General features: G+C 71.9%; 24 protein-coding genes and 1 pseudogene. 7 read left to right on the top strand and 18 right to left on the bottom strand.

Features of this window, described 5'->3' with window-relative positions:
• Window positions 1–18 precede the first annotated feature (18 nt).
• Window positions 19–2,484 (bottom strand): phosphoketolase family protein, encoded by a 2,466-nt coding sequence (locus tag GH723_RS02745; RefSeq protein WP_153758213.1) that lies wholly within the window; start codon window positions 2,482–2,484, stop codon window positions 19–21.
• Window positions 2,481–3,659: a type II glyceraldehyde-3-phosphate dehydrogenase gene (locus tag GH723_RS02740; protein WP_153758212.1), complete on the bottom strand. Its 1,179-nt coding sequence runs from the start codon at window positions 3,657–3,659 to the stop codon at window positions 2,481–2,483. The genes GH723_RS02745 and GH723_RS02740 overlap by 4 nt, the downstream gene beginning before the upstream one ends.
• Window positions 3,660–3,779: 120 nt before the next feature.
• Between GH723_RS02740 and GH723_RS02735 the strand changes: the two genes are divergently transcribed.
• Both GH723_RS02735 and GH723_RS02730 read left to right on the top strand, forming a co-directional pair.
• A complete protein-coding gene (locus GH723_RS02735) occupies window positions 3,780–6,281 on the top strand; it encodes a heavy metal translocating P-type ATPase (protein ID WP_153758211.1) in 2,502 nt (833 codons plus the stop codon).
• 80 nt (window positions 6,282–6,361) lie between these two features.
• Window positions 6,362–7,219 (top strand): DMT family transporter, encoded by an 858-nt coding sequence (locus tag GH723_RS02730; RefSeq protein WP_153758210.1) that lies wholly within the window; start codon window positions 6,362–6,364, stop codon window positions 7,217–7,219.
• Between the two features lie 147 nt (window positions 7,220–7,366).
• Here GH723_RS02730 and GH723_RS02725 read toward each other — a convergent pair whose 3' ends face one another.
• A complete protein-coding gene (locus tag GH723_RS02725; protein WP_153758209.1) occupies window positions 7,367–8,731 on the bottom strand; it encodes an NADH-ubiquinone oxidoreductase-F iron-sulfur binding region domain-containing protein in 1,365 nt (454 codons plus the stop codon).
• Complete coding sequence (gene mobF / locus GH723_RS02720; protein WP_195210484.1) at window positions 8,728–11,112, bottom strand: MobF family relaxase; 2,385 nt, start codon at window positions 11,110–11,112, stop codon at window positions 8,728–8,730. The genes GH723_RS02725 and mobF overlap by 4 nt, the downstream gene beginning before the upstream one ends.
• Before the next feature lie 180 nt (window positions 11,113–11,292).
• Here mobF and GH723_RS02715 point away from each other — a divergent pair, with 180 nt between their 5' ends.
• The gene (locus GH723_RS02715; RefSeq protein WP_153758207.1) at window positions 11,293–11,670 is read left to right on the top strand and encodes a hypothetical protein; all 378 of its coding nucleotides are present in this window, start codon (window positions 11,293–11,295) and stop codon (window positions 11,668–11,670) included.
• Window positions 11,671–11,755: 85 nt separating this feature from the next.
• Here the strand turns inward: GH723_RS02715 and GH723_RS02710 are convergent, their stop codons facing one another.
• The 7 genes and pseudogenes from GH723_RS02710 to GH723_RS02680 form a co-directional block, all read right to left on the bottom strand.
• Entirely contained in the window at window positions 11,756–11,932 is a 177-nt protein-coding gene (locus tag GH723_RS02710) for a MerR family transcriptional regulator (RefSeq protein ID WP_153758206.1), read from the bottom strand.
• Window positions 11,933–11,972: 40 nt separating this feature from the next.
• Window positions 11,973–12,506 carry a hypothetical protein gene (locus tag GH723_RS02705; protein WP_153758205.1) on the bottom strand — a complete coding sequence of 178 codons (534 nt, stop codon included), beginning with the start codon at window positions 12,504–12,506 and terminating at the stop codon, window positions 11,973–11,975.
• Window positions 12,507–12,689: 183 nt separating this feature from the next.
• Window positions 12,690–13,622, bottom strand: a complete 933-nt coding sequence (locus tag GH723_RS02700) for an ArdC family protein (RefSeq protein ID WP_153758204.1) — start codon at window positions 13,620–13,622, stop codon at window positions 12,690–12,692.
• Between the two features lie 436 nt (window positions 13,623–14,058).
• Window positions 14,059–14,262, bottom strand: a pseudogene (locus GH723_RS19170) (WhiB family transcriptional regulator); the annotation flags it as partial.
• A 6-nt stretch (window positions 14,263–14,268) separates the two neighbouring features.
• Complete coding sequence (locus GH723_RS02690; protein ID WP_153758202.1) at window positions 14,269–14,724, bottom strand: hypothetical protein; 456 nt, start codon at window positions 14,722–14,724, stop codon at window positions 14,269–14,271.
• 408 nt (window positions 14,725–15,132) lie between these two features.
• A complete protein-coding gene (locus tag GH723_RS02685; protein ID WP_153758201.1) occupies window positions 15,133–16,581 on the bottom strand; it encodes a ParB/RepB/Spo0J family partition protein in 1,449 nt (482 codons plus the stop codon).
• On the bottom strand, window positions 16,578–16,856 hold the full coding sequence (locus tag GH723_RS02680) for a hypothetical protein (RefSeq protein ID WP_153758200.1): 279 nt from the start codon (window positions 16,854–16,856) through the stop codon (window positions 16,578–16,580). The genes GH723_RS02685 and GH723_RS02680 overlap by 4 nt, the downstream gene beginning before the upstream one ends.
• A gap of 355 nt (window positions 16,857–17,211) precedes the next feature.
• On the opposite strand from GH723_RS02680, the gene GH723_RS02675 reads away from it, so the two are divergent.
• The 4 genes from GH723_RS02675 (at window position 17,212) to GH723_RS02660 (ending at window position 20,601) form a co-directional block, all read left to right on the top strand.
• Entirely contained in the window at window positions 17,212–17,886 is a 675-nt protein-coding gene (locus GH723_RS02675) for a hypothetical protein (protein ID WP_153758199.1), read from the top strand.
• Between the two features lie 127 nt (window positions 17,887–18,013).
• Window positions 18,014–18,352, top strand: a complete 339-nt coding sequence (locus GH723_RS02670; protein WP_153758198.1) for a helix-turn-helix transcriptional regulator — start codon at window positions 18,014–18,016, stop codon at window positions 18,350–18,352.
• On the top strand, window positions 18,349–19,542 hold the full coding sequence (locus GH723_RS02665; RefSeq protein WP_153758197.1) for a site-specific integrase: 1,194 nt from the start codon (window positions 18,349–18,351) through the stop codon (window positions 19,540–19,542). Before GH723_RS02670 ends, GH723_RS02665 begins: the two co-directional genes overlap by 4 nt.
• Before the next feature lie 75 nt (window positions 19,543–19,617).
• Window positions 19,618–20,601: a nucleotide kinase domain-containing protein gene (locus GH723_RS02660; protein ID WP_153758196.1), complete on the top strand. Its 984-nt coding sequence runs from the start codon at window positions 19,618–19,620 to the stop codon at window positions 20,599–20,601.
• Here GH723_RS02660 and GH723_RS02655 read toward each other — a convergent pair.
• From GH723_RS02655 to GH723_RS02625, 7 genes are all read right to left on the bottom strand, one after another.
• Window positions 20,598–21,533, bottom strand: a complete 936-nt coding sequence (locus GH723_RS02655) for a nucleoside triphosphate pyrophosphohydrolase family protein (RefSeq protein ID WP_153758195.1) — start codon at window positions 21,531–21,533, stop codon at window positions 20,598–20,600. The two genes, GH723_RS02660 and GH723_RS02655, sit on opposite strands and share 4 nt — an antisense overlap.
• The gene (locus GH723_RS02650) at window positions 21,530–22,255 is read right to left on the bottom strand and encodes a C1 family peptidase (RefSeq protein ID WP_153758194.1); all 726 of its coding nucleotides are present in this window, start codon (window positions 22,253–22,255) and stop codon (window positions 21,530–21,532) included. Before GH723_RS02650 ends, GH723_RS02655 begins: the two co-directional genes overlap by 4 nt.
• A 19-nt stretch (window positions 22,256–22,274) precedes the next feature.
• Window positions 22,275–23,558, bottom strand: a complete 1,284-nt coding sequence (locus GH723_RS02645) for an ImmA/IrrE family metallo-endopeptidase (protein ID WP_195210483.1) — start codon at window positions 23,556–23,558, stop codon at window positions 22,275–22,277.
• 83 nt (window positions 23,559–23,641) lie between these two features.
• On the bottom strand, window positions 23,642–24,076 hold the full coding sequence (locus GH723_RS02640; RefSeq protein WP_153758192.1) for a helix-turn-helix transcriptional regulator: 435 nt from the start codon (window positions 24,074–24,076) through the stop codon (window positions 23,642–23,644).
• Complete coding sequence (locus GH723_RS02635; protein WP_195210482.1) at window positions 24,069–24,479, bottom strand: holo-ACP synthase; 411 nt, start codon at window positions 24,477–24,479, stop codon at window positions 24,069–24,071. Before GH723_RS02635 ends, GH723_RS02640 begins: the two co-directional genes overlap by 8 nt.
• A gap of 59 nt (window positions 24,480–24,538) precedes the next feature.
• Complete coding sequence (locus tag GH723_RS02630) at window positions 24,539–25,414, bottom strand: thymidylate synthase family protein (RefSeq protein ID WP_153758190.1); 876 nt, start codon at window positions 25,412–25,414, stop codon at window positions 24,539–24,541.
• A complete protein-coding gene (locus GH723_RS02625) occupies window positions 25,411–25,779 on the bottom strand; it encodes a hypothetical protein (protein WP_153758189.1) in 369 nt (122 codons plus the stop codon). The genes GH723_RS02630 and GH723_RS02625 overlap by 4 nt, the downstream gene beginning before the upstream one ends.
• Between the last annotated feature and the right edge of the window lie 79 nt (window positions 25,780–25,858).

The following is a 25,858-nucleotide window of genomic DNA, read 5'->3' as shown; positions in this document are numbered from 1 at the left end:
GCGGTGTGACGGGAGTGCTCACGACGGGCTCGGTTCGGTGAGCGGCTCGTTGTCGCCGCGCACGTCCGGGCCCGGTTCCGCCGACCATTGCCAGTCGCGAATCTCGGGGAGGTCCTGGCCGTGGGTGCGGATGTGCTGGCGGTGCTCGATCAGCTTGTTCTTGAGCGCCTCGCGGACGTGCGCGGAGACATCCCGCAGGCGGGGGACCGCGTCGAGCACCGCGATCGCCAGGTTGTACCGGTCGACGCGGTTGAGCACGCACATGTCGAACGGGGTGGTGGTGGTTCCTTCCTCGACGTAGCCGCGCACATGGAGGTTGGGGTGGTTGGCGCGCCGGTAGGTGAGGCGGTGGATCAGCCACGGGTAGCCGTGGTAGGCGAACAGCACGGGTTTGTCGGTGGTGAACAGCGCGTCGAACTCCCGGTCGGACAGGCCGTGCGGGTGCTCCCGGTCGTCCTGCAGTCGCATGAGATCGACCACGTTGACCACCCGGATGCGCAGGTCGGCGAACCAGCCGCGCAGCAGCTCGACCGCGGCGAGGGTCTCCATGGTGGGCACGTCACCGGCGCAGCCCAACACGATGTCGGGCTCGGCGCCGGCGTCGGTGCTGGCCCACTCCCAGATGCCGATCCCCTTGGTGCAGTGCACGATGGCGTCGTCGACGCTCAGGTACTGCAGCTGGGGCTGCTTGCCGGCGACGATCACGTTCACGTACTGGCGGCTGCGCAGGCAGTGGTCGGTCACCGACAGCAGCGTGTTGGCGTCGGGCGGCAGGTAGACGCGAATGACCTCGGCCTTCTTGTTCACGACGTGGTCGATGAAGCCGGGGTCCTGGTGAGAGAACCCGTTGTGGTCCTGGCGCCACACATGCGAGGTCAGCAGGTAGTTCAGCGACGGGATCGGGTGGCGCCACTCGATGTCGTTCGTGACCTTCAGCCACTTGGCGTGCTGGTTGAACATCGAGTCGACGATGTGGATGAACGCCTCGTAACACGAGAACAGCCCGTGGCGGCCGGTGAGCAGGTAGCCCTCCAGCCATCCCTGGCACAGGTGCTCGGATAGAACCTCCATCACCCGGCCGTCGGCGGCCAGGTGGTCGTCGCCGGGAACGGTGCGGGCGTTCCAGGCGCGGTCGGTGACCTCCAGCACCGCACCAAGCCGGTTGGAGTTGTGCTCGTCCGGGGCGAACATCCGGAAACTGGTCATGTTGGCGGCCATCACGTCGCGCAGGAACGTGCCCAGCACCCGCGTCGACTCCACCGCACCGGTGCCGGGAGCCTCGACCGGCACGGCGTAGTCGCGGAAGTCGGGCAGGCGCAGGTCGCGTGGCATCCGGCCGCCGTTGGCGTGCGGGTTGGCGCTCATGCGCCGCTCGCCGCCCGGGTGCAGGTCACGGATCTCGGGCACCGGTGCGCCGGCGTCAGCGAAGAGCTCCTCCGGGCGGTAGCTGCGCAGCCACGCCTCCAGCACCGCTCGGTGGGCGTCGTCGTCGCGGGCGTCGGCGAAGGGCACCTGGTGTGAGCGCCACGACCCCTCGACGGGGTGGCCGTCGACCTCGGCCGGGCCGGTCCAGCCCTTCGGGGATCGCAGCACCAGCATCGGCCACCGAGGACGCTCGCTGATGCCCTCGCTGCGAGCTCGGTGCTGGATGGCGGCGATCTCGTCCAGACAACGGTCGAGGGCGGCGGCGAACGCCTGGTGCATCTCGGCGTGGCCCTCACCCTCCACGACGTACGGCGTGTGCCCGAAGCCGCGCAGCAGCCCGTCGAGCTCGTCGGCGTCGATGCGGGACAGGACCGTGGGGCTGGCGATCTTGTAGCCGTTGAGGTGCAGGATCGGAAGCACCGCCCCGTCGCGCCGCGGGTCCACGAACTTGGTGGAATGCCAGCTCGTCGCCAGCGGGCCGGTCTCGGCCTCCCCGTCGCCCACCACCGCGGCGACGAGCAGGTCAGGGTTGTCGAACGCGGCGCCGTACGCGTGGGCGAGCGAGTAGCCCAGCTCACCGCCCTCGTGGATCGAACCCGGTGTCTCCGGCGCCACGTGGCTGGGGATGCCGCCCGGGAACGAGAACTGGGTGAACAACCGGCGCATCCCCGTCTCGTCCTGGGACACCTGCGGGTAGACCTCGCTGTAAGTGCCCTCCAGCCACGCCGCCGCCACCGGGCCGGGCCCGCCGTGGCCGGGCCCCATCACGTACATCACGTCGAGGTCTCTGGCCATGGTGGCGCGGTTGAGGTGGGCGTAGATGAAGTTCAGCCCCGGGGTGGTGCCCCAGTGGCCGAGCAGCCGCGGCTTGACGTGCTCGGGTCGCAGCGGTTCCCGCAGCAGCGGGTTGTCCATCAGGTAGATCTGGCCGACCGACAGGTAGTTCGCCGCCCGCCACCAGGCATCGATGCGGGCCACCTCGTCGTCGGCGAGCGGACGACCCTCGGGCGTGCCCGCAGTCGGCTGCTGCGTGTCGGTCACCGTCTCGCTCTCCCTCATGTGCTGGCGTCGTCGGTGGGCTCCTCCGAACCCTTGAACCCGACCTCGGCGAACCGGGCGTGCGCGGCCCGCACCGCCGCGATGCCGGGATGGGCGACGTCGGCGTCGGTGACGTGCGCGATCGGCTGGGTCGTCGCAGGCAGGAACGTCTTGGTGACCCCCAGCGACTGGTCCGTCTTGGCGATCGACGCCGCGCCGTCGACCTCGATGCCGGTCAGCGCCCGGACGCAGTCGACGGTCTCGGGCACCACGATCGCCTCGTTGTGCACCTGGAAGGTGAGGTAGACCTCGCGGTCGTCGGCGGCCAAGGCGTCCTCCCACACCGCCACCTCCCACATGTCGCCCCGCGGGCGGTCCAGGTCCCGCATCAGCTCGACCACCGCGTTCATGGCAACGACGCCGTCGCCGGCCCGGACGAATGCGATGCGGGGCTCGTCCCACAGTGCGTCGCGCAGCTCGTCGACGCTCACCGGGCGGGTGGTCTCGACCATGGCGAAATGGATGTGAGCGAGGTTGAACGGTCCCGCCCCGGCGAGGGTGGTGATGTCCAGGTCGGGGATCACGGTCTGGGCGTCGGGGCCCTGGTGGCTGGGCACCTTGGTCTCGGGCACGACCGTGTTGATCATCCCGGCAGCGTGCGAGTCGACCGGATCGGTACCCCGGCGCAGCAGCACCGCGCGGGCGCGCTTGACCCAGCCCCGGCGGTGCAGGGCGTGCATCGTGCGGCTCAGCGCGGTGGTGTTGCACGACACGACCCGGGCGAAGTCGCGGTTGACCGCGCCTGCGTAGTTGACCTGGGCGCAGAACGAGTAGCCGGTCAGCTCGTGCTTCTCGCCGCCCTGCCAGATGGCCTTGACCCCCGCCGCCTGGTAACGCTGCTTGTTGGCGGCGGCGAGCCGCTTGGGGCCGCAGTCGGCGACCACATCGACCTGGGACAACAAGTCGTCCATGGTGCCCGCCACCGGGATCCCGGCGGCGTCCATCTCTTCGCCCGCCTCGCCCGTGGCGGCGAACACCCGATGGCCACGCTCGACCGCCACCCGCACGCGATAGTCCGACGCCACATCGGCGACGCCGACGAGCTCCATGTCGTGCTGGAGCGAGATCGCGTCGGCGACCCGTTTGCCGATGACCCCGAAGCCGTTCACCGCCACTCGAACTGTGCTGTCCGGCACCAGTCATCCTCCTTGTGGCTCGGACGGCAACGGATCCGGCCGCGCATGGGACTCGACCCGTTGTCCGCGACAGACTGTAGGAGTTTGGTCTACCACCCGCCGACAGGAAGGCGTCCAGCCATGAGCACACCAGCCGGCCACGACCACGCCCACCACGGCGGCCACGGCGCTGCAGAGGCCGACACGCGCGCCACGGCCGTCCTCGAGGTCGGAGGGCTGAACTGGGCCAGCGAGAAGGCGATCGTCGAAGCTGCCCTGGGGCGGCTGACCGGCGTCGAGCGGGTGGAGGCGAACCCCGTCGCCCAGACGGCGACGGTCACCTACGACCCGGCGGTGACCAACGTCGCCGAGCTGCAGCGGTGGGTCGAGGCGTGCGGCTACCACTGCGAGGGCCAGTCCGTGCCCGACCACCTGTGCAACCCGATGGAGGAGCCGACGCCCGAACCCCAAGCGCGCCATCCGGCCAGCCACGAGGGCCACGAGGGCCACGAGGGCCACGCGGGACACGAGGGCCACGGGCCGGCGGCTAGTGCAGAGGCGGCGGCGCGCTCACCGCACGAGGTCATGGGCCACGGCGGCCACGGCGGCGCGTCGATGGCCGAGATGGTGGCCGACATGCGCCGGCGGTTCGTAGTGGCGGCCGTGTTCTCGGTGCCGATCCTGCTGTGGTCACCGATCGGCCGCGACGTCCTCGACTTCGACGTGGCCGCGCCGTTCGGCCTCCGCGACGACGTCTTCGCGCTGCTGCTCAGCCTGCCGGTCATCTTCTGGTCAGGGTGGATCTTCTTCGACGGCGCGTGGCGGGCGCTGCGGGCCCGGACACTGGACATGATGGTGCTCGTCGCCGTGGCGGTCGGCGCCGGGTGGCTGTACTCGCTGTGGGTGACCCTCACCGGCGGGGGCGAGGTGTTCTACGAGGCGGCCACCGTCCTGGCCGCGTTCGTGCTGCTGGGGCACTGGTTCGAGATGCGCGCCCGGGGCGGCGCCAACGACGCCATCCGGGCCCTGCTGGATCTGGCGCCGCCGATGGCCACGGTCATCCGCGGCGGCGAGACCGTCGAGGTGCCCACCGCCGAGGTGCAGGTCGGCGACCTGCTGCTGGTGCGGCCAGGCGCCAAGGTCGCCGTCGACGGGATCGTCGAGGACGGCGAGAGCGAGCTCGACGAGTCGATGGTCACCGGCGAGAGCCTTCCCGTGCACAAGGCGCCCGGCGACGCGGTGATCGGCGCCACGCTCAACACCACCGGCACGCTGCGGGTGCGGGCCACCAAGATCGGCGCCGACACAGCGCTCGCCCAGATCGTCAAGCTCGTCCAGGAGGCCCAGAACTCCAAGGCGCCCGGCCAGCGCCTCGCCGACAAGGCGGCGTTCTGGCTCGTGTTCGTCGCCCTCATCGGCGGCACCGGCACCTTCTTCGTCTGGAGCGTCCTCGTCGACCGGCCGGTGAGCGAGGCGATCCTGTTCGCCATCACCGTGGTGGTCATCACCTGCCCCGACGCCCTCGGCCTCGCCACCCCCACGGCGATCATGGTCGGCACCGGCCTCGGCGCCAAGCGGGGCGTGCTGTTCAAGAACGCCATGGCCCTCGAGACCGCCGCTCGCCTCGACACCGTGGTGATGGACAAGACCGGGACCCTCACCAAGGGCGAGCCCGAGGTGACCGACGTGATCGCCGACGGCATCGACGAGGCACGCCTGCTCGCCCTCACCGCGGCGGTCGAACGCGAGTCCGAGCACCCGCTCGCCCAGGCCATCGTGGCCGAGGCCGACCGTCGGGGCGTCAGCACGTTGCGAGCCGACGGCTTCGACAGCGTGCCCGGACACGGCGCCGTGGCCACGGTCGACGGCCACCGGGTGCTGGTCGGCAACCGACGGCTCATGGCGCGCGAGAACATCCAGCTCGACGGTCTCGCCGCCCGCCGCGAGGAACTCGCCAACGGGGGTCGCACTGCGGTGATCGTCGCGGTCGACGGCCGCGCCTCGGGTCTGGTCGCGATGGCCGACGCCCCCCGCGAGACCGCCGCGGCCGCGGTGGCGGGGCTGCGGCGCCTCGGAGCGGAGGTGGTGATGTTGACCGGCGACAACGAGGCCACCGCCCGCCGCATCGCCTCCCTGCTAGGGGTCACCACCGTCATCGCCGACGTGCTCCCGGGCGACAAGTCCACCAAGGTGGCCGAGCTGCAGGCCGAGGGCCGCAGGGTAGCCATGGTGGGCGACGGCGTGAACGACGCCCCGGCACTGGCACAAGCTGACGTCGGCGTGGCGATCGGGGCCGGCACCGATGTGGCCATCGAGACCGCGGATGTCGTGTTGATGCGCAGCGACCCGCTGGACGTGCCCGCCGCGATCCAGATCGGCCGCGGGACCCTGCGCAAGATGCGCCAGAACCTCGGCTGGGCCGTCGGCTACAACGTCATCGCCCTGCCCATCGCCGCCGGGGTGTTCGAGCCCGCCTTCGGCCTGGTTCTCCGCCCCGAGATCGCGGCGCTGTCGATGTCGGGATCGAGCTTCATCGTGGCCGTGAACGCCGTGATGCTGAAGCGCCTCCGGCTCGCGTCCCCCGACGACGGCGCGGCCCCCCGAACAGCCGCGGCGCCGGCACCCGTCGGCACGGCCCCCTGACCGCAACGGTGCAGCGGTCGGACAGGCCAGCGGCGCGGACGCACATCCAGCCCAACGGCACGGGTCCCCGGCCGGGGCGCATGCTGTGGGTCACGGCCTCATGGGGCGCGTGCTTCGTGGCCATCGACTGGGGCTTGCGCGATGCGCCCGTGCTCTGGTTCGCCGCGCTGCGGTCCCTGATCGCCGGCGCGGCCCTGGCTGTGTTCGCCGCGATCCAGCAGCGTCCCCTGCCGACCGGTGTTCGCTCATGGTGGCTGATCGCGCTGCTGGCGCTCACCAACGCCGGCGTCGCGTTCGCGGCGATGTTCGGGGGTGTGGCGGGGTTGGCGACCGGAACGGCAGCCGTGTTGGCCAACGCGCAACCCCTGCTGATCGTGCTGCCCGCATGGTGGCTCTACGGTGAGCAGGTCACCGTCCGCACCGGCGCGGCCCTGGCCGTCGGGTTCGCCGGGCTCTTGGTCGTGGCCGTGCCCGCCGGCGGCGGCAAAGGGGCGTGGCTGTCGATCCTCGCCGCCGCCGCCATCACCGTTGGGACGCTGCTCGCCCGCCGCCTCGCCGGCACCGACGTCGTCCAGGCCGCCGGCTGGCACTTCATCATCGGTGGTGCCGGCCTCGCCGCGGTCGCCGCTGCGGTCGAAGGCCTCCCGCGCATCACCTGGACGCCACGGTTCGTGTTGGTCCTGGCGTTCCTCGCCCTCGTGGGGACGGCACTCGCCTTCTGGGCGTGGTTCACCGAGACGCTCCGTTCACCCCTCGCGCCCCTGGCGGCGTGGACGTTCCTCACCCCGCTGTTCGGCGTCGCCTTCGCGTTCGTAGCCGGTGCTGACACACCCGCCGGCTGGACCGCCGCCGGACTCGTCCTGGTCCTGGCCGCCTTGTGGGTGGTGCTGCGGCACCCGAACCCCGTCGCGGCCGCCCCCCCGGGCCGGCCGCAGTGAGCCATCGCGGGTCCTCGACGGGTCCAGTCCTGGGTTCCCGGCAGGTACGCCTGGCCGCAGGGGAGGCCCGCACCCGGGACGTGATCGGTCATCTTCGGCATTCCCACCCGCGACTGCTCTCCCAACCCAGGCCGGCCGCCGTGAGCGTCACGGGTCCTGGTAGGTCCAGTCCGGTTGCTTGCGCCAGTAGGTTCGGTCGTAGGTGAAACCCTCCCCGGGCACGTAATCGGTCATCTTCGGCAGTATCCGGTCGTGGCCCAGCTCGCAGCTGCTGCGGAGGTGGGCCTCGAAATCTTCGGGGAAGGCGGCGAGGATGCTGCCGATGACCACGGACTCCGAGGTCGCCAGCGCGCACCGCTGCCCGTTGGGCACCCACGGCACGGTGGCGGCGATGTCATCGAGGTCGCGGCGCTTCCCGGAGCCGTCGAGCAGCCGATCCAGGCGTTCGGTGATCCGCTGCGAGCCGAGCTTGCACGGGGGGCACTGACCGCAGGACTCGACGTGCAGGAAGCGCGAAAACAGCCAGGCCACCTGCACCATGCAGGCGGTGTCGTCATAGACGATGAAGCCCCCCGAGCCGAGCGCGGAGCCGGCTCGGCGCATGGTGTCGAAGCTCAGCGGCGTGTCCAGGCCGTTCCCGGTCACGACGGCGCTGGCGAGCCCGGCGAAGACGGCCTTCACGCGCCGCCCAGGCGGTGGCCCGCCGGCAACGTCGTCGACGAGCTCCCGCAGCGTCAATCCCAGCGGCTGCTCGATCACCAGGGGCCGCTGAACGTCGCCGGAGACCGTGAAGAGCATGGTCCCCGGCGTGTCCGACGTGCCCAAGCCGCGAAACCAGTCGGCCCCGCGGCGGACGATCTGGGGGACGTGGGCGAGCGTCTCCAGGTTGTTCACCACCGTCGGGTTGTGCTGCCCTCCGCTGGGATCGCCGTAGGGCGGGCCGAAGAGGCCGTGGACATGCGGGGGAAACAGACGCGGCAACGGCAGGCCGCCCTCGACCACCGACAGCAGGGCCTTCTCCTCGCCGAAGAGGTACTCGTCCGGCCCGAGCACCAGCTCCATCGCCTCCGCCATGTCTGACCGTGCCGCGAGCTCGTCCAGCGCGCTGCGCACCCTGGCGACCTCGGACGCGAAGAGGCGCTTCACGCAGAGGTACGCGCGCTTGGCCCCGATCACGTGCCGGGCGATGGCAAGCCCCTCGATGACCTGGTAGGGGTTCATCCGCAGCAGATAGCGGTCCTTGAAGGTGCCCGGCTCCCCCTCGGCGCCGTTGGCGCAGACGAACTTCGTCGGTGCCGGATCGGCGCGGACACCGCCCCACTTGATGGCGGTGGGGAAACCGGCGCCACCGCGGCCGCGCAGCCCAGCGCGGCGCAGCTCCTCCACGATTGCGTCGGGGTCACCGGCGCGGGCGCGCTCGAATGCTTCGCCGCCGCCCAGGGCGAGATAGGCGTCGAGGGACTCGACGGGCACACCGTCGCCAGCCAACAGCGCCGAGGGTTGCGTGCTCACCGTTCACCCGGCTGCTCGGGGCGGGCGTCACCGCGGGCCACAGGTTCTGCGCCGACGGCGCCGGTGGCGAACTGATCTGGGGTGAGGACCACTTCGAGGTCGTCGTGGTCCATCCGTAGGACCAGCCCGTCGCTGCAGGTGCCGGTCAGGGTTCCGGTCTGGCCGTTGAGTACCGATGTCTGCTCGCCCGCCGGAGTGGTGGCGCGGTAATCGTTGCCGCGGATCATAAGCCGCTCACCGAGCGCGAGGGAGCCGTTCGAGCCGTCGATAGCCCGCCCGAGGACTCCTCGGTCGATGAGTGCGCGCCGGACGGCAGCGTTGAGGGCGTCGACGGTCTGGTTCGTGCCCGCGAGGAGCACCGGGACGGTACCGGCGTGGTGGGCGGCGACCCACCGGTCGACGGCCTGGTCGATCATGGCCGGGCGATCGCTGGCGACGATGACCCGGCCATGGCTCTGGTAGGCGGCGACGGCGCGGGCAACGTGATCGTCGCGCAGCTCGGCCAGCGCCTGGCGTTCCCAGCTGTGGTGCTGGCGGCGGTTGACAGACAGTTCGGCGACGGTGGCGGTGGGGTCGGTGGCGAGGGCGGCGAAGCCGCCGCCGGCGGTGACCTCGGGAAGCTGGTGGTGGTCGCCGACGAGGAGCACGCGGCCGCCGGCTTCGACCACAGTGGCGGTCAGGCGGTCGAGGTCACGGAGTCCGGCCATGGCGGCTTCGTCGACCACGAGCAGGGTGTGGGCGTCGGGGCGGTCGTAGCCGCGGGTCCAGGCGCCCAGCCGGCGGTGAATGGTGGCGGAGGCGATGTGGGCGTCGGCTTGGAGCTCGTGGGCGGCCTTGGCTGAGGGTGCGGCGCCGATGATCTGGTAGCCGGCGGCGGCGTAGACCTGTCGGACGGCGTCGAGGGTGAAGGTCTTTCCGGTGCCGGCGGGGCCCACCATGACGCTGATGGCGTCGCCGGATGTGGCCAACCGCCGGACAGCGGCCTCTTGGTCGGTGCCCAGGGTCGGGAGCCTCTCGAGCATGCCCGCGATGTGATGGGGGTCGATGGCGGTGCGGGTGTGTCGAGTCGATGCGGCACGGTCGAGGAACCGGCGCTCGACCTCGAGCAGCTCGGTCGTGGTCCATCTTGAGGGTCCGTCCCCGGCGACGGGAACCAGGTGGGTGGAGGCGAGCACGCGGGCGGTCATGCGGTCGACCGTGTGGGCGGTGGCACCGTCCCCGATCCGTGCGGCGACAGCTTGGACGATGTCGGTTCGGGTGAAGGTCGAGTCGTGCTCGGTCAGGGTTCGAGCGACCGCGGCGATCCACTCCTCGGGTTCCACGGCCCGATCGGCGACGGCGCCGGTGTGGGGGTTGCGGGTGGGGAGCCGCCACACCTCGTCGATGCCGGGCGTGTGGCGCTCGGTGGTGGAGGCGATGAGGGCATCGGCGTGCTCGGGTCCCCAGCCGGCGGCGCAAGCCTCGGCCTTCCAGGCGGCGTCGAAGCGCTCGTGTTCGGCTTCGGGCTTGCCGCGGCGGGTGGCGAGCACGGCGGCTTGGCGGCCGGCGGGATCATCAGGGGTCCCGGTGGCGGCCAGCCAGGCGTCGACCTCGGCGGCGCGCTTGGAGAACTGGTCGCACAGGGCCTGGGGAACACCGGCGATCTCGGGGACGTGGCGTCCGGGTCGCCATTCGAGGCCGAGGCTTTCGGTGAGCTCGCCCCGCACCACGGTCTGGAACAGCTCGCCGGCGGCGCGCACAGCCCGGTACAGCTCGGGGTGCACGAACGCCCCCCATCGGCCGTCGGGGCCTTCGACCAGGTTGGCGACCAGGGTGTGCCAGTGCAGCAGCGGGTCACCGGCGCGGGAGGTGCGGTGCCGGAACGTCGCAGCAACGACGCCGCGGCCGGGCAGGACCCGGATGCGGGCGGCGTCAGCGGCGGCGGGGTCGCGGGCGGCGAGGTCGTTGAGGTAGGCGACGTCGCCGGAGCCTCGCCGGACCCGGATCGCTTCGCGCTCCAGCCACGCTACGACCTCACGTACGGCGGTCTCGCCGGCTTCGATGATGGCGCCCTGGACCCGGGGGTCATCGGAGACGGCGTAGAGGACGCTGACTGATTTCGGGGCCTTGAAGGTGAGGTCGAAGCCGGGGACCCGACGGGCATGGGTGCGGACGGTGGAGCCGTCCGGGGTCAGGCCGCCCGATCCGGGCGCAAGGCCGGCGAGCACCGCGCGCAGGTCGTCGGGGTCGACCTCGCCGGCCAGGCCGAGGCGTTCGGCTCCCGCCCCGATCCACAGGCCGGCGGCCTCGCCGGCGCCGGTGTAGTAGTCGTCGAGGGACTGGGCGACGCCGGAGAGCTGGTAGGCCTCCTGGCCGACGCGGAGCTTGGCGATCGACAGCACCCGGACAGCGAACGGGACCGGGGTCCCGGAGTTGGTCCCGGCCCCGCTCCCGGTGCCCGCGAAAATCGCGTGCAGCACCGCCGGTGATTATCTGTGTGCGCGATCCGGTTCAGTCCCGGCTCGGTCCAGATCGACGGCGAGGCCCTACCCGGGCGGGCTTGCGGGCGCGACACTGCGGGGGTGGAGTCGGGGACAGCGCTCGATGCGGGCGGGGTGGACGGTCGGTTCCTCGCGGTGGACGAGCAGGGCGTCGGGTTGCGGGCGACGTGGCGTCCCGAACGCGGGTTCGTGAACCTCAGCCTGTGGCGGGGCGATCAGTGCGTCGAGACGTTCCACCTCACGCCCGGCGAGATCAGCGACCTGGTGGGCTTCCTGGTGTCTCGGCTGGCGACGCTGGCCCCGCCCGCAGTTGGTGCCAGGCTGAGGGTCGTCGAGGACCCGGCCGCTGTCCCGCCCGGCGGGCGGGTCCCGACCGCCAAGCGTCGTGGCACGGTGGCCGCGGTTCGCTCGGGCGTTGCGGAGCATCTCCGGCGGGCAGCGGAGCGCATCGCGCCGTAGACGGCGGGGTCCGGATCCACGGTCTGCGGGGGGCGGGCCAAGCCGGCTGGGGTTGCGGCGGCCTGGGGCGTCCAGGCTGGGGGGGCTACCCGGTGGCGAGGGCTTCGACCTCGGCGACGGGGACGTGGAGGTAGGAGCGGTCGTCGCGGTAGGCGTGGAGCTCGCCTCGGTCGATGAGCCGGCAGAGCTGGGCGAGGGTGAGCTCGAGCCGTTCGGCGGCCTCGGCGGCGGGCATGAGGGGCTGGTCAGTGGCCGTGGCCATGGCGGTCACGGCAGTTGCGGGCTGTGTGACGTCTTACGGGTCAGCGGGGCCGGTGGTGGCGGGGTCGGCGCTGCCGCGGCGTGCGTCGGCAGGGGTTGGGACTTGGGTCGGGTTCGAGGGGCGGGACGTAGCGCTCTACGGCGAGGAGCTGCTGGGCGGCGTCGTGGGCGGCGGCGGGATGGGGGTAGGGGCCTTGGAGGGTGGCCCACCGGTCGACCTCGTAGCTGTCCATGATCCCGTACCAGCGGCGGGGACCGGTGGGGCCGTCGGCGCCGAACTCGACGATGTCGCCGGCGGCGAGCTGGTGCGGGAGCTGCCAGCCTCGACCGGCGGTGGGGTCGGCCGCCCACAGTTGGCGAGCCCATCCTCCGGTGACGGTGGGGTCGGGCCAGGTGGTGGCGACCCACACGGTGTGGGCGGCGTCGACGGGGATGGGGAGCTCGATGATGGCGCCGTCGGGGGCGCGGAGGCGGTGCCGTCCGTACCGGTTCCAGTCGTAGACCGGCTCGCCGGGTCCGTCGGGTTGGCGGGCGGTTGGGGGCGTGGCGTCGGGATGGTGGCGTCGTCTGCGCATGGGTGAGCCTCCTGGTCGGATGGCTCGCGACGGTACGAAGCGGGTTGTCTCGGGTTGTCTGGCCGACGGCACCCGCCCGCAGGGCGGCCACGGCACACCCGCCGGCCGACCGGGATGGCGGAGGCCGCCCGGTGGCCGGTGGCGTTGCGTGCGGCGCACGCTGGCGTTTCCGGGTCTGGCGGTTCAGGCGGCGGCCTCGTCGTCGTCGGCGTTGGTGTCGCTGGTGTGGTGACCGGCGAGGGTGTTGAGGTGGTCGACGGCGGCTTGGGCCCGGCTGGCTACGGTGATCAGGGCTCGGGCGTCGGTGCGGAGGATGCGCAGCCAGCCGGCGAGGTAGGCGGCGTGGTCGGTGCGGGTGACGGCGGACAGGCCGGCCTGGGCGCACCACATGGCGGCGCCGAGCTCGGCGACGAGCTCCTCGGCGGCGTAGCTGTCGGTGCCGAAGCGGCCGGTGAGGTCGCGGGCGAGCCGGCTGTGGTGGCCGGTCCAGTGGACGGTCTCGTGGGCGCGGGTGCCGTAGTAGTGGGCGGCGGTATCGAAGGCTTCGAGGGCGGGCAGGTGGATGGTGTCGGTGGCGGGCTGGTAGCAGGCCCGGTTGCCGCCCTCGATGACGGTGGCGGCGATGGCCGCGAAGTAGTCCTCCGCGTCGGCGATCCGCTCGGGGGTGTCGCGCCGGGCGAGGTCGTGGGTGCGGCGGGCGATGATCTCCTCCGCGCCGTCGCATTGCTCGGCGGCGAACACGGCGTAGGCGCGGGCGAGCAGCTGGGGCCGGGGTGTCCGGTCGCTGGCGGTGTCGTCGTCGTTGGTGTCGGTGGGCTTGGGGGTGACGGGCTTCCAGAGGATGACCTGGGTGGCCTTCTCGCCGCGGCGGACCTGGGCGCCGTGGCGCTGCCAGGCCCGGTAGGTGGCCCAGGTGCCCGAGGTCCAGTTGCGGGCGGTGGCGACCATGGCGAGCCACAGGGCGTTGGCGCCGCGGTAGGGGCGGCCGTCGACGCTGGTGGGGGTGCCGGCATCGGCGAGGGTGTGCCAGGGCATGCGCCACTGGCCGGCGGCGCCGGTCTCGATGTCGGCGATGAGTTGGTCGGTGATCTGGGCGAACAGGTCCTCGGCGTGCATGGCGGTTCCCTTCGGTCTGGTTGGGCGGGCTTCGCCCCTACGGGGCGCTCTGGCCCGCCGCCCTGAGCGCCGCTGTCAACCCGAAGGGCTCGGCCCCGGAGCTTGCGGAGGGGCTTGACAGCGGTGCGGCGGCGGGCGACACGGCACCACCGGCCCACCGGGCCGGTGCCACGGCACACCCCGCCCCGCACAAGGCGAGCTGGTCGGGTCAGTGGCGGGTGGGGAACAGGGCGCGGCCGCGACGCTCGACGACGCCGAGGCGCACGGCACGTTCGAGGGCCTTGTAGGCGGTAGCGGTGGGGAGCCAGCGGTGGTCGAGGAGCTGATCGAGGGCGGCCCGGTCGGGGTCGGCATCGATGAGCAGGTCGTAGAGCTCGTCGTCGCTGATGCGCGGCGCCGGTCCCGGTGCCGGCTCGCGTTGAGGTTGAGGGGCGGGGCGTTCGTCAGCGGCGAGTCCGCCCCAGACGCCGTACTCCTCCCCGGCCGCGATGGCGTGGGCGGCGCAGGCGTCCCGGACCGGGCAGCTGGCGCATACGGTCTTGGCCGCGGCGACCGCGGCCGGGTGGGGGTCATAGAACAGGGCCGGGTCGGTGCCGCGGCAGGCGGCCTGGGCGCGCCAGGCCGCCGGGCCGGCGGTCATGGCGGATCAGCGGGCGTCGTAGGCGGCGGCCAGGTAGGCCGGGAGCCCGCAGCGCTGCCGGTAGGTGAGCGGTGCCAGCCAGAGGCGCACGGCGATGGTGGTGCCGTGGCGGCGGATGATCCCGAAGCGCTCCAGGCGCTCGAGGCTGCGCAGCACCCGGGGGGCGGAGGGGCCGAGGCCGAAGGTGCGGGCGATGTCCTCGATGGTCCAGGTGGAAGGGCCGTCGGCGGCGTGGCGGGCGAAGCGGTGGGCCATGGCCATGCCGATGGTGCCGATCGAGGGCGTGTACCAGACGAGGGCGTCGTCGCTGTCGGTTGCGATGGCGCCGGTTGCGGTGTCGACGATGGGGTCGTGCCAGGCGATCACGGTCACGGTGTCGGCCGCGCTGCGCAGCGGCTCGCGCCCGTCGCGGTCGTCCGTGGGCTCGGTGGCGGTGTGCTCGGTGGTGGGGGTGGTGGTCATCGGGGCTCCTTGGGGGTCGGGTGACCCAGCCCCAGGGGTCCGGCGGCTTCCCCGACCGACCTCGCCCCCGAGGGCTGGATGTCGTGCCCGACCGGGTGGCCGGGCTTCGCCCTACGGGCGCCGGGCCGGCGGCGACGCCGTGTCAACCCGAAGGGCTTGGCCCCGAGCTCGCGAGGGGCTTGACACGAGCGGCGGTGACGGCCCACACGGCACCCCCGCCGCAGGCGGGTCACGGCACCCGCCCGCAAGGCGGCCACGGCACCAGACGCGCCGAATGGTCCGCCCCAGCACAACCCGGTCCCGGAGTTCGTCCCGAGATCACTCCCGACCGCTGAAAGTCGTTCTCAAGGCAGAACGCGGACGGCCCGGCCGTCCCGTCGGGGATGCCCGGGCCGTCGACTACGAGAGTCAGCCGGCGAGGTCGGCGTCCTCGTCGACCGCGTCGTCGCCGTCGCCGAGGGGACCGTCCTCGTCGTCAGGTCCGTGGTCGGCGGGTGCAGCGGCGAGGGCAGCGGCGGTCCAGTCGTCGGGCGTCCAGCCCGATCCGGTGAGCAGCCCGAGGTAGTCGCGGCACTGCTCGCTGGCGGGGGACCAGTACATGCGGGACTCCGCCTGACCGAGGGCGACAGCCCCCGCCACCCTGGCAAGCCCGGCCGGACTGTCGACGCCGTCGAGCAGCGCGGTGGCGGTCACGTCGCGGGGTTCGTCGTGGCCGAGCATCGTGGCCGCGAACACGACGGCGTCGCGTCCGGCCTCGAGGATCAGTCCTCGCAGCGCGACCCGGGTGAGGTCGGTCTGACCGAACCCGCCTCTGGCCTTGGCGAAGGTGTCAGCGGCGTGGGCGAGACGGGCGAGGCGACCGGCGCGCTTGGCGTGGGAGTCGTCGCCGCTGCCGGACCGGTGCCGGGTGGGGATGCGGTCGGTGGCCAGGTCGCTGCCGGTGGCGGTGCCGACCCGGTTGGGGGCGTGGCGGCGGGGGTCGGTGCACACCTCGGCGCGTTCGTAGCCGTCGCCCCAGCCGGTGCGGCGCACGACGACGGCGTGGCACGGCTCGCCGCGATGGGCGGTGCAGCCGTCGGGGTCGAAGAGCTCGCCGAGGCGCTTGGCCTTGTCGGGGGCGGGGTCCTCGCTAGTGAAGACCCGATCGCCGCTCGCCTGGGCCTTGTCGAGGGCACGCTGGTAGGCCTCGGCGCGGCGCAGGTCGTCGCGGTAGTTGGCCACCACTCGGACGGGGTCGCCCCAGCGGCTCTGTGCGAGTTGGTCGCAGACGGCGTCGAGGTGGTCGGGGCCGAGGTCGGCGACGGTGGCGGCGGCTTCGCCGGCGGCGAGGGTGAGGTCGCCGGTGTCGAGCGCGGTGCGCCAGCGGGCCGGGAGGATGGTGACGGCCATGCGGGACCGCACCCAGGCTTGGGAGCGGCCGATGCGCTTGCACAGCTTGGCCGGGGTGAGGCCGTCGTCGAGGGACATGAGCCGCTCGATGGCCCGGACCTCCTCGGCGACGGTGAGGTCGGAGCGGTTGACGTTCTCGCTGAGCATGGCCTCGATCACCTCGGCCGGGCTCATGGGTCGGACCACGGCGGGCACGTCGCTGACCCCGGCCTTGAGGCCCGCCGCGTGGCGGCGGTGCCCGGCGATGATCCGGTAGACGCCGTCGGTGTCTGCGGGGAGCACGACGAGCGGTTCGAGGATGCCGTGGGCGCGGATCGAGCGGACCAGTTCGGTCAGGTCGCCCAGCGAGGTGCGCGGGTTGTCGGGGTGGGCGGCGAGGTCGGCGAGGTTGAGCCAACACAGCTCCGGTTCGCCCGACATCATGTCGTCGCCCGTGTCGATGTTGTGGGTGGGGTCGGTGGTGGTCATGACGGTGCTACCTCCAAGGTCGCAGCAATGGTCTGGATCCACGGGCACGACGGCGTGTCCGTGGCGACCCGGTGCGGGTCGATGTGGGCACAGGTGGCGTCCGACGCACGGATCCACACCTCGCCCTGTTCGGCCAGCACCCGACGCGCGGCCGTGACCGCCACCCCGAGCGACGACGTGCGCACCTGCTCCTGGCCGCGCCGGTCGATCACCACGTAGGTGGGGACACGCCCGGAGGGCAGATGGAACAGAACGGGCTGGGTGCCCGGCGCCACGCACGTCGCCACAGGTTCAGGTCGGTTCACCAACAGATGGGCCTCTCGTTCGGATGCCGGGTGCGGTGGCCACGTTGGCCGGCACCTCGTCGCCGGCCTCGAACACCTCGGTGATGTAGTCCCTGCCCGTCGGCCGGGACTCCGCCCTACGGGCGGGCTGGGCCGCCGGCCCGGCGCCGTGTCAACCCGAAGGGCTCGGCCCCGGAGCTTGCGGAGGGGCTTGACACGGCGACGGCGGCGGCCCACACGGCACCCCGCCGCAGGCGGGACACGGCACCCGCCCGCGGGGCGGCCACGGCACGGCCAGCGAGCGCCTCCGGTGCGGTGGCCGGGCGCGGCCGGCGACAATGACGCCGTGTTGATCGCCCGGGGCCAGATGATCGGCGACCTCGAGGCCGTCGAGGTGCGCGACCTGCTGCGCCGCTTGGCCGGCAAGTTGTTCACCGCTGAGGGGTTCGCCGCGCTGCTCGACGGCACCGATCGCGACCCGGCCGAGGTGTTGGGGATGCTGGCGCACCACGGGCTGGTCGAGTCCGGCGCCGAGCGGCACACCGCGCCGCTGGTCCACGGCGACGGCGAGCTCGTCGACGAAGCCGTGCTGTGGCAGAACACGATCGCCGGAAGCGCCCTGGCCAAGGCCCGGATCGGCACGCCCATGCCACGTGCAAGAGCGGAAGCGCTGCTCGCCGGTGTCATCGAACGAGCCGGGGAGGTGAACGGCGATCCGGGCCAGCTGTTCTGGGTCGAGTCGATCGAGCTGTTCGGCAGTCTCAGCCGGCCCGACACCACGAGGGTCGGCGATGTCGATCTGCGCGTGCTCATCGCGCACCGCTACGCGGGCGATGCGCTCCTCGATGAGCTCGCTCGGCGCTGGCCGGGCAACGCCATCGACGCGCTCAACGCCGCCACCCGCGAGCTGCACCGCTGTCTGACCGGCGGCTCCCGCAAGATCGACCTCCAGCTGGACGAGACGATCAGCCTCCCGCTGCCCGACGGCGCCCAACCGGTCACCGTGTACACCCGCCAGTAGACGGCCAACCGGCCGCGCCGTGGATGCGTGGGTTGTGGCGGCGGGCGGTCGTCGCCGGTGAGTGAGTCGGCATGCAAGCAGCGCGACCGACCGCCGGCCCGCCGCCGACCCGCCCGGAGCCGGGCTCGTGATCCCGGACCCGTCGGCCCGGGCCTGCGTGACCGCCGATGAGGCCTTCGCCGAGCTCGGCATCGACCGCACCACCGGCTACCGGGCCATCAAGGAAGGGACTTTTCCGGTGCCGGTCATCCGCGTCGGTCGACTCATCCGTGTCCCGACCGCCGCGCTGCGGCGACTCCTCGACCCCGGCGCGCAAGATTCTGGACTCGACGACCTCTACGGTGATGACCCCACCGCCGACGGCACCGACGAGAGCCCGACGCTTCGGCTGGTGGCTCGGCCCGAGTTGGCCCACGACAGCAGGCAGGCCGCGTCGCGGCCGAACCGCACCGGGGGCCGATCATGAGCCAACGAGGATCCATTCACCGGCGAGGCGACACATGGACGGTCCGGTGGCGGACCGACACCGCCGAGGGCCGCAAGCACCACTCCAAGGGCGGGTTCCGCACCAAGAAGGAAGCCCAGGACTTCCTCACCGATGTCATGGCCGCCCTCCGAGGCGGCGTGTTCGCCGAGCCGACCAAAGTCACCGTCGGCGACTTCCTCACCGAACGGTGGCTGCCCGCCCGCCAGCTGTCGCTGCGGCCCAGCACCTACGCCAGCTACCAGACCGCGATCAACTGCCACGTCCTACCCGAGCTCGGCCACATCCAGATCCAGCAGCTCTCCCCCGACCGCCTCGACCGCTTCTACGCCGATCTCGTCGCCTCGGGCCTGTCGGCCAAGACGGTCCGCAACATCCACGCCCTGCTCCACAAGGCGCTGCGCGACGCCGTGCGCAAGAACCTCGTGCCCCGCAACGCCGCCGACGCGGCCGACCCGCCCAAGCTGGCCCGGGCCAACGGCGAGGAGATGAAGACCTGGACCCCGGCCCAGCTGCGGGTGTTCTTCGATGGCATCGCCGGGCACCGCCTGGCCCCCGCCTACCTGCTGGCGGCCACCACCGGGATGCGCCGCGGGGAGGTGCTCGGCGTGCGCTGGAGCGACATCAACTTCCCGGCCCGCCGGCTGCACGTCCGCCAGACGATCCTGTCGGTGAACTACCAGGTGACCGTCGGCCAACCCAAGACCCGCCGCGGGGAACGCAAGATCTCCCTCGACGTCGGCACCCTCGAGGTGCTGCGCGCCCACCGGGCCGCGCAGCGACGCGAGCGGCACCTGCTCGGCGACGGCTACCGGGACCAGGACCTCGTGTTCGCCCGCCCCGACGGCAGCCCGATCCATCCCGACTACTTCTCCCAGACCTTCGACCGCACCGTGAAGCGCCTCGAGCTGCCCAAGATCCGCCTGCACGATCTTCGCCACACCCACGCCACGCTGGGTCTCAGCGCCGGGGTGCCGGTCAAGATCATCTCGGACCGGCTCGGTCACGCCACGACCTCGTTCACCATGGACGTCTACATGCACGCCATCCCCGCCGCCGAGGACGACGCCGCCGACCAGATCGCCGACCTCATGTTCGGCCGCGACGACGAGGCAGAGTCGGACAGCTCGGATGCCGACGAGGGACCCGTTGGCCAGGGAGGTGACGCGTGACGCCACGAGCGCCGCGTCGGCGGGTTGCGCGCGGGTCCGCGTCGCGGGTCGGGCCCGGCGCCAGACTGCGGTGAGATGAGCCGCCTTCCCGACCCAAGTCCGGTGTTCGAGTCGTTCTGGCGGTTCGCGGCCGAGCGGCACGCGATGTACCAACGGCGCTTGGCCGGCCTGCCCGCACCATGGACCGACGATCCGGTCCTCGGCGAGTACCGGTTCACGAACGCGTTCCGTGCCTCGGACCGCGTCAGCCAGTACCTCATCCGCGACGTGATCTACGCCGGCGACGCCGACGACGATGTCGCCGAGGTCGTCTTCCGGGTCGTGTTGTTCCGGCTGTTCAACAAGATCGACACCTGGGAGCTGCTCGCCGGTGAGGTGGGGCCACCGTCGCTGGGATCGTTCGATCCCGTCGCCGCCGACCGAGTGTTGGCGCGCGCCCGGTCCGAGGGGCGCCGCATCTACTCCAGCGCCTACATCATCCCGCCGCGACCCGGCTGGCCGGCCCCCAAGCACGCCGGCCACCTCCAGCTCGCCGTCGACCTCGTCGAAGACGGCCTCACCGAGCGGATCGAGTCGACCGCCGATCTCCGGGACCTCTTCGGGGTGTTGCACTGCGTGCCGGGACTAGGTGACTTCCTCGCGTATCAGCTGGCCATCGACCTCTGCTACAGCCCCGTGGTGGATCACGACGAGGACGAGTTCGTCGTCGCCGGTCCCGGTGCGCTCGACGGGTTGTCGAAGGTGTTCCCGGGCATGAACCTGCGCCGGGCGGCCGAGGTGATCCGGGCGCTCACCGAGGACCAGGACCGCTGGTTCGAGCACTTCGGGCTGGCGTTCTCGGGGCTGTTCGGGCGACGTCTGCACCTGATCGATGTGCAGAACCTGTTCTGCGAGATCAGCAAGTACGCCCGGGTCGCCCACCCCGAGGTGGCGGGCGTGGCCGGCCGCACCCGCATCAAGCAGACCTTTCGGCCCCTCGGTGCGCTGCCCGAGCCGTTCTTCCCGCCGAAGTGGGGTCTGCCGACGAACACCATTGCCCCGGCGCTCGAGGCTGTCTAGCGATCCGATCCGCGGGGCGGTGCGTCGTAGGTGAGGGTGCGGCGGTTCAGGTCAGCCGTGAGAGTGCCGCCCCGGTGAGCGACCACGTTGCGGAAGGCGTCGTAGCCGGCGATCACGGCCTGGTGCCAGTCGGCCAGAGAGCGAGCGGAGACCTCGAGGTGGGCGGTCATCTTGGCGCAGGTCTTGATGATGCTGGGCGGGACGTGTTGCAGGTTGGCGAAGTAGGAGTGGGCGTCGGCCATCGTGAACACGTACGCGGTCAAGCCTTCTTCGATGGCGGCGGCGCGGCCGCCGTCTTGGATCCGGTCGACCGACGGTTGGTTCGATCGCTTGCGGTCCAGCAGGCGTCGCATGACCGGCGACCAGCCGAGCACGGCCATGTGCGCGAGGTGGAACACGTCGTGGTAGCGGTAGTCGTCGTCGTGTTCGCTGTTGTCGTCGAGGGGGTCGCCGACGGGCGAGTCGCCCGCGTACATCCGCACCCGTTGGAGGCGTTCGCCGTGCTTGGAGGTCTCCTCCGTCTCGACGAGGGTGACCGTGAGCTGGTCGGGGAATCGCTGCCCATCGGGTAGGCCCGCATCGAAGGGGTCCTGGCCCGGGAGCTCGGTGCCGGAGCGGAACAGGTCGTGAGTCTTGGCCAGGTTGGCGCGGGCGATCTCGCCGAGGTCGAGGCCGTTGTGGCGAGCCAAGGCTGCGGCGTACCAGAGGATGTCGCCGAGCTCTTCGCTGACCTCGTCCTCGAAGGCCCGGTAGCCCTGCCGGTCGCGTTGGCGTTTCTTGTACTCGGCGATGAGCTGGCCGACCTCGCCGGCGAGGCCGAGCAGCGGCATCAGCGGGTCATCGGCGGTGAGGATGTCGGTGCGGGCGGACAGCTCCTGGTAGCTGGTCAGGTCCATGGGTTCGTCCTCGGATTGCGGTTCGAGCGTGGTCATCGGGTTGCGAGGGTGCTGGGGTCGGCGACGCCAGCCTGGACGGCGAAGGCGACGAGGTAGTCGTAGGGCAGCCAGCCGTAGCCGCCGGCTCCCCAGCCCGGTCCCCACGAGTTGCGGATGAGCAGCCGTCGGGTCGTGCCGGCAGGGTTGGTGGCGGCGCCGACAGCGAGCACTGCGTGGTAGTCGCTGACCGGCGCGGTGAGCGGTGGGAGATCGATCTCGCCGTCGGCGGCGGGTTGGTCGAACTGGTCGGTGAGCTCGACGACGAGGACCACTGGGAGTCCGATGGCGAGGGCTGCTTCGATGGGGGCTTCGATGCCGTCGTGGACGAGGGGGACCTCGATCCCGTCGACGGTCATGAAGTTCGCGGTGGCGGCGGTGACGGGGGTCGGTTCGGTGCCGGCGCCGAGCGTGTTGTTGTACGGCCAGACGGCGTCGGTGGGCTGGCCGGTCGAGGAGACGGCGTCGGTGACGGCGTGCAGGGTGGTGCCGCTGTGGCCGGCCACGCCGGCCTGCACGCAGTGCTGCCAGAGCGGCTCGACGGCCAGCATCTCAGCGCCTGCGGCGAGCTGGGCGCGGGCGGCTTCGTGGACGGCCGAGACCGTGAACGGCAGGCACAGCGGTCGCGGGCCCTGGTCGCGCACCCCGGGTGGCAGCAGGTGGCGCAGGTCGATGGGGCCGAGGGCGAGGCTGGTCGCGCGGCGCGTCGAATGGGGGGTCATCGCGGGTTTGCCTCGGTGCTCAGACCGAGCTGTCCTCGTCGCCGGGGGTCTCCCCCTCGTCGGGGACGTCGTCGATGGGGTCCGATGGTCGTTCGAGCTGACGCTGGCGGGCCCGTGCGATCCAGGGTTCGTCGACGTCCTCGGCCAGTTGGTCGATGGAGAACCCGACGTGTCGGGGTTCGACCAGGGCGTGCAGGACATAGTCGCTGGCGGGTTCGGTGTCGCTGTACGGGCTCCGGTATTGCAGCCGCAGCGTTGCCGGTCCGGGCCGGGGGAACCGCACGCTGAGGACCCGCCGACCGGTGCCCGCCACGACCGGCGCGCTGGTGATCTCGTCCGGTGGGGTCGGGGCGTGCCGGGCGAGTCGCTGCCGGCGCGCCCGTCGGGCGGGCAGCCATCCGGTGCGGGCCGGGACGTACCCGTCGCCGACGACATCAGCGCCGGCCGCTGATGGGAGCGGGCGGGGGGCGGGGCCGGCGACGGTACGGAGCCGGTCGAGCACCACTCCGGGAGCGCGGGCCGGACGGTCCGGTGGTGACGCGAGGGCGAACTGGTCGCGCAGGGCCGCGATCTGAGTGGCGTCGGGCGGCTGGATCTGGTGCGTGCGCAGGTTCGGGGGCGGCGTGGTGACTTCTGGCGGCGAGTGCTCGCTAGGGAACATCCAGCGATAGCCGGTGCTGCGGTTCTCGGGTAGCGAGATCACGACCTCGTCCTCGACTCGAACGGAGAGGAGCATGTCGTCCCAGAGCTCGTTCACCGGCCACACGTCGGCGTAGCCGTTGACGGGTCGCCGGCCCAGGGCGAGGTCGGCCTTGATCTGCAAGGGGCGGTGCCGGCGGAGCTCGACGGCGTGGTCGGCGGTGATCACCTCGAGGTGGGTGAGCTGGCGCACGGCAGCCTCGTAGCTGACACCCGCCTCCCGTGCCACGGCATAGGCGTGGTGGGGATCGAGGCTGGTGCCGGTGGCGTCGAGTCGGTCGAGCACCCCGAACACCAGCGGCGGTGGCATGAGGAGGCTGCCGGCGAAGATTTGGGCGAGTTGCTCGCGCTCCACCGCGGTGGCGCCGAGCACGTGTTCCTCGCCGTCAAGGGCGATCCCGTGGCCGTGGTCGAGGCGCCAGTGGCCGATCTCGTGGGCGGCGGTGTAGCGCTGGATCGGGATGGGCCGCTGGGTGGTGACAAGGACGCCGCCGGCGCCCTCGGGGATGAAGGCCCCGAGGAGCTTGTCCATCGGCAGGAACGCCAGCCACAGCCCGAGGTCCTCGCACATCCCGAACACGTCGACCTGGGTTGCCGGGTTCACGTCGAGCTCCGCGAGGAGCCGCCCGGCCGACTCTGCGGCCTGGATACGACGGTTCCACCGTCCTCCGCCGGTTGCCATGGGATCTAGGTCGCTTCCGTTGCGGCGGCTCCGCGGCGGGCCTGTCGCCCCGCGGTGCCGGGCTTACCGGCGGCAGCGAGGAACTCGGCGAAGCGCAGCACCTGCTCCTTGTCCTCCTCCGACAGCGCGGCGGTCGCTCGGAACAGTGGTTCGGCGTCGTTGAGCTCGATCTCCTCCTCGCCGAGCAGCCATCCGACTGGTCGCCGGTAGAGGCGCGCCAGGCGGCGGAGCTCGAGGCCGGTGACCTTGCGCTTGCCTGCCTCGATGGCGTGCACGCTGGTGCGGGGGATGCCGAGCGCGCCGGCGACGTCCTCCTGGAGGAGCCCGACGTACTCCCGTGCCTCCTTGAGTCGTGCGCCGAGCTGTTCCTGCTCGGCGTCGTCGGTGTCGCGTTCTCGGGTCGGGTCGCGGCTGTCGCCGGCTTGGGCCTGGTCAGTCATGGTCGGTCCCTTCGGGTCTCTGTCCGGGTTCGGGGAGGGTGCGCCCGGCGATGGCGATGGCGACGGCCCAGCCCTGTTCGTGGCACATGGAGATGTGCCAGCTGTGCAGTCCGCGTGTTGATGCTGCGTGTCGGGCGTTGCCGTGGAGGACGATGTCGGGTGCACCGTCGGTGCCGGTGTGGATCTCGATGTCGAGTGGTTCGAGGTCGCCGAGTCCGCATCGCAGTGCCTTCATGACCGCTTCCTTGGCTGCCCACCGGGTGGCGAGCCGTTCGATGCTTCCCTCGGCGTCGTGCTGTTCAGTTGTGGACCACGCCGAGTCGACGAACGCCTGGCCGCCGGCCGCGATCAGTTCCTCGAGCGTCTTGGTCTCGACGAGATCGATGCCGACGCCGCCGGTCATCCCGTCGTCGCCGGCGACGGCGCTCCAGGCGGACCGGATGGCGGCCAGCGGCGAACTGGTCATGTCGATTTCGCGTGCGGGTCGTGAGGTGCAGACGAGTTGTCGAGGGCGGAACGGGCGGCCTCGGCGAGCTGCCCACCGGCCGGGAAGTCGCGGCGTTGGGCGTCGGCCATGGTGGCGTGCACCACCAGCTCGCCGGGTGCGTAGCCGGTCTGTTGACACAAGAAGCCGAGCAGCCGGGACAGGCCCACCATGTTCCCGTACGCCTTGTCGATCAGGTACTGGTGGCGGTAGACGGCGAGCAGGTTGAGCTGGCCGTCGTGCAGGGTGAGGTCGACGTGGGTGAGGCAGGGGAAGCCGCGTCGGCGGTTGTCGGTGGCTGCATAGACCTGCAGACCACGCGGTTCGGCATCGTCGTCGGAGACCGCGTCGGCGGCGACATCGATGTCGATGGTGTTGTTGCGCCGCCGGCCGGCGTTGTGCTCGCTGCGCAGCGCAACGACCCGCGAGGCGAGCTGGTTGACGCCGCCGGCGGTCTTGCCCGGCCAGGTGACCATGCGGGCGAAGTAGGTGCCGCGGCTGTTCCCTGAGGCGGTGAGCAGCACGGGCAGCATGTCGATGTAGCTGGCGTAGAGCGTGTCGGCGGCCGCGTTGAGCTCGGCCTCCTTGTCCTCGGAGATCCCCGGCAACCAGTCGTAGCCGGGGTCGGGGTACAGCGACGTGGGGAAGATGGTCTCCGCGACCGTGTCGACGCTCTGTGAGCCCGCCGCTTCGAGCGCGTCGTCGAGCACATGCCGAATCGCGGGAATCTCGGCGCCCGCGTCGGTGACCGTGGCCGCGAGATGCACGAGCCGACCGCCGGGTTCGCCGACGACTCGTTCGAGGGCCAGCACCCAGGCCTCGCTGAGCGACGCGACGGTAGGCAACGCGATCACGAGGCCTTCGCCTCCGATGGCACCGGGTGCAACGCCCGGTGAACGACGCGAGCGACACCACCGAGGCTCCGCAGATCGTCGCGCCGCACCTTGGACAGGTTGACGAGCTTCGGTCGGCCGACCGCCTTGCCCACCTGGCTGATCAACCAGACCGAGATCAGACTCGGCACGCGTGGGCTCCCGTCCGGGGCCTTCTCCTGAAGGGGGCAGGATGGCTGCGCCGATCGCAGCAGGCTGCCTAGGTCGGCCTCGAGCTCAGATACCGAGTGGCTGCGCACCGCAGCGAGCGGATCGACGGCCGGCGCCGCAGCACCGGCCGGCTTCGGCGGTGCGATCGCACCCGGCGCAGCGATGTCACTCTTCACGACATCTAGTGTCGGATATTCCGACATCCCTGTCAAGGGAATGCTCCCGGTGCAGGGTGGGAATGGCCGACCAGGCGTG

The sequence above is a fragment of the Actinomarinicola tropica genome (genome assembly GCF_009650215.1).
Taxonomy (GTDB): domain Bacteria; phylum Actinomycetota; class Acidimicrobiia; order Acidimicrobiales; family SKKL01; genus Actinomarinicola; species Actinomarinicola tropica.
Note: the sequence above shows the minus strand (reverse complement) of the source record. Positions and strands in the feature narration are given on the sequence as shown.